At 52.2% G+C, this 3,789-nt stretch carries 2 tRNA genes and 3 rRNA genes; all 5 read left to right on the forward strand.

Going from position 1 to position 3,789, the window contains the following annotated elements:
* Positions 1 to 123, forward strand: a 16S ribosomal RNA gene (locus REC12_RS00005); the annotation flags it as partial.
* Between the two features lie 74 nt (positions 124 to 197).
* Positions 198 to 274 (forward strand) — tRNA-Ile (locus REC12_RS00010).
* A gap of 38 nt (positions 275 to 312) precedes the next feature.
* Positions 313 to 388 (forward strand) — tRNA-Ala (locus REC12_RS00015).
* A 207-nt stretch (positions 389 to 595) separates the two neighbouring features.
* Positions 596 to 3,503 (forward strand): 23S ribosomal RNA (locus tag REC12_RS00020).
* Positions 3,504 to 3,678: 175 nt separating this feature from the next.
* A 5S ribosomal RNA gene (rrf, locus tag REC12_RS00025) occupies positions 3,679 to 3,789 on the forward strand; the annotation flags it as partial.

A 3,789-nucleotide genomic window follows, 5' to 3' on the forward strand; every position in this document is an offset into this window, starting at 1 on the left:
TGGGTTGCAAAAGAAGTAGGTAGCTTAACCTTCGGGAGGGCGCTTACCACTTTGTGATTCATGACTGGGGTGAAGTCGTAACAAGGTAACCGTAGGGGAACCTGCGGTTGGATCACCTCCTTACCTAAAGATATTGCTTCGAGTGGCGTGCTCACACAGATTGTCTGATAGAAAGTAACGAGCAGAAATACCTTTATAGGCTTGTAGCTCAGGTGGTTAGAGCGCACCCCTGATAAGGGTGAGGTCGGTGGTTCAAGTCCACTCAGGCCTACCACTTCTCGGAAGTGGAAAAGGTACTGCGCGTGACTGTATGGGGCTATAGCTCAGCTGGGAGAGCGCCTGCCTTGCACGCAGGAGGTCAGCGGTTCGATCCCGCTTAGCTCCACCATATAGTCCGGTATTTCACTACTTCAGAGTATATTGGCAACAGTATGCTGCGAAGTATTTTGCTCTTTAACAATCTGGAACAAGCTGAAAATTGAAACATGACGGCTGAAATTCATTCCTCCGTAGAAGTACCGGAATGAAGAGTAACCTGTCATAGAGTCTCTCAAATGTTTGCAACTTGAACGGTGGAAACATCTTCGGGTTGTGAGGTTAAGTGACTAAGCGTACACGGTGGATGCCTAGGCAGTCAGAGGCGATGAAGGGCGTGCTAATCTGCGAAAAGCGTCGGTAAGGTGATATGAACCGTTATAACCGGCGATACCCGAATGGGGAAACCCAGTGTGTTTCGACACACTATCATGTCATGAATACATAGTGGCATGAGGCGAACCGGGGGAACTGAAACATCTAAGTACCCCGAGGAAAAGAAATCAACCGAGATTCCCCCAGTAGCGGCGAGCGAACGGGGAGGAGCCCAGAACCTGAATCGGCTTGTGTGTTAGTGGAAGCGTCTGGAAAGTCGCGCAGCAAAGGGTGATAGCCCCGTACACTAAAATGCACAGGTCGTGAGTTCGATGAGTAGGGCGGGACACGTGACATCCTGTCTGAATATGGGGGGACCATCCTCCAAGGCTAAATACTCCTGACTGACCGATAGTGAACCAGTACCGTGAGGGAAAGGCGAAAAGAACCCCGGCGAGGGGAGTGAAATAGAACCTGAAACCGTGTACGTACAAGCAGTGGGAGCACCTTCGTGGTGTGACTGCGTACCTTTTGTATAATGGGTCAGCGACTTATATTTTGTAGCAAGGTTAACCGTATAGGGGAGCCGTAGGGAAACCGAGTCTTAACTGGGCGAATAGTTGCAAGGTATAGACCCGAAACCCGGTGATCTAGCCATGGGCAGGTTGAAGGTTGGGTAACACTAACTGGAGGACCGAACCGACTAATGTTGAAAAATTAGCGGATGACTTGTGGCTGGGGGTGAAAGGCCAATCAAACCGGGAGATAGCTGGTTCTCCCCGAAAGCTATTTAGGTAGCGCCTCGTGAACTCATCTTCGGGGGTAGAGCACTGTTTCGGCTAGGGGGCCATCCCGGCTTACCAAACCGATGCAAACTCCGAATACCGAAGAATGTTATCACGGGAGACACACGGCGGGTGCTAACGTCCGTCGTGAAGAGGGAAACAACCCAGACCGCCAGCTAAGGTCCCAAAGTCATGGTTAAGTGGGAAACGATGTGGGAAGGCACAGACAGCCAGGATGTTGGCTTAGAAGCAGCCATCATTTAAAGAAAGCGTAATAGCTCACTGGTCGAGTCGGCCTGCGCGGAAGATGTAACGGGGCTAAACCATGCACCGAAGCTGCGGCAGCGACGCTTAGGCGTTGTTGGGTAGGGGAGCGTTCTGTAAGCCGTTGAAGGTGGCCTGTGAGGGTTGCTGGAGGTATCAGAAGTGCGAATGCTGACATAAGTAACGATAAAGCGGGTGAAAAGCCCGCTCGCCGGAAGACCAAGGGTTCCTGTCCAACGTTAATCGGGGCAGGGTGAGTCGACCCCTAAGGCGAGGCTGAAAAGCGTAGTCGATGGGAAACAGGTTAATATTCCTGTACTTGGTGTTACTGCGAAGGGGGGACGGAGAAGGCTAGGCTGGCCGGGCGACGGTTGTCCCGGTTTAAGCGTGTAGGGGGTGTGACCTGGTAAATCCGGTTGCATATCAACCCTGAGGCGTGATGACGATGCACTACGGTGCAGAAGTAGTTGATGCCCTGCTTCCAGGAAAATCCTCTAAGCTCCAGGTAACATTAAATCGTACCCCAAACCGACACAGGTGGTCAGGTAGAGAATACCAAGGCGCTTGAGAGAACTCGGGTGAAGGAACTAGGCAAAATGGTGCCGTAACTTCGGGAGAAGGCACGCTGGCATGTAGGTGAAGTCCCTTGCGGATGGAGCTGAAGCCAGTCGAAGATACCAGCTGGCTGCAACTGTTTAATAAAAACACAGCACTGTGCAAACACGAAAGTGGACGTATACGGTGTGACGCCTGCCCGGTGCTGGAAGGTTAATTGATGGGGTCAGCCGCAAGGCGAAGCTCTTGATCGAAGCCCCAGTAAACGGCGGCCGTAACTATAACGGTCCTAAGGTAGCGAAATTCCTTGTCGGGTAAGTTCCGACCTGCACGAATGGCGTAATGATGGCCAGGCTGTCTCCACCCGAGACTCAGTGAAATTGAACTCGCTGTGAAGATGCAGTGTACCCGCGGCAAGACGGAAAGACCCCGTGAACCTTTACTATAGCTTGACACTGAACATTGAGCCTTGATGTGTAGGATAGGTGGGAGGCTTTGAAGCGTGGACGCCAGTCTGCGTGGAGCCATCCTTGAAATACCACCCTTTAATGTTTGATGTTCTAACTCTGCCCCGTAATCCGGGGTGAGGACAGTGTCTGGTGGGTAGTTTGACTGGGGCGGTCTCCTCCCAAAGAGTAACGGAGGAGCACGAAGGTTAGCTAATCACGGTCGGACATCGTGAGGTTAGTGCAAAGGCATAAGCTAGCTTGACTGCGAGAGTGACGGCTCGAGCAGGTACGAAAGTAGGTCTTAGTGATCCGGTGGTTCTGAATGGAAGGGCCATCGCTCAACGGATAAAAGGTACTCCGGGGATAACAGGCTGATACCGCCCAAGAGTTCATATCGACGGCGGTGTTTGGCACCTCGATGTCGGCTCATCACATCCTGGGGCTGAAGTAGGTCCCAAGGGTATGGCTGTTCGCCATTTAAAGTGGTACGCGAGCTGGGTTTAGAACGTCGTGAGACAGTTCGGTCCCTATCTGCCGTGGGCGTTGGAAGATTGAGAGGGGTTGCTCCTAGTACGAGAGGACCGGAGTGAACGCACCACTGGTGTTCGGGTTGTCATGCCAATGGCATTGCCCGGTAGCTAAGTGCGGAAAAGATAAGCGCTGAAAGCATCTAAGCGCGAAACTTGCCTCAAGATGAGTCTTCCCTGGGCCTTTAAGGCCCCTGAAGGAACGTTTAAGACTAAGACGTTGATAGGCTGGGTGTGTAAGTGCAGCGATGCATTGAGCTAACCAGTACTAATGATCCGTGAGGCTTAACCTTACAACACCGAAGGTGTTTTTAGAGAGACAAAATCGTCGGGAACGATTTTGAACAACGCGGAGCGTTGGCCCCGAAGGGGTGAGTATCAGGATGATACGAATAATTTTCAGCGAAGTTCCGAGATTGGTTCTGATGGCGACACGAAAGTGAAGCGGTTGGAATGAAACAGAATTTGCCTGGCGGCAATAGCGCGGTGGTCCCACCTGACCCCATGCCGAACTCAGAAGTGAAACGCCGTAGCGCCGATGGTAGTGTGGGGTCTCCCCATGCGAGAGTAGGACACTGC

It is taken from the genome of Candidatus Desulfosporosinus nitrosoreducens (assembly GCF_030954495.1).
Lineage (GTDB): Bacteria > Bacillota > Desulfitobacteriia > Desulfitobacteriales > Desulfitobacteriaceae > Desulfosporosinus > Desulfosporosinus nitrosoreducens.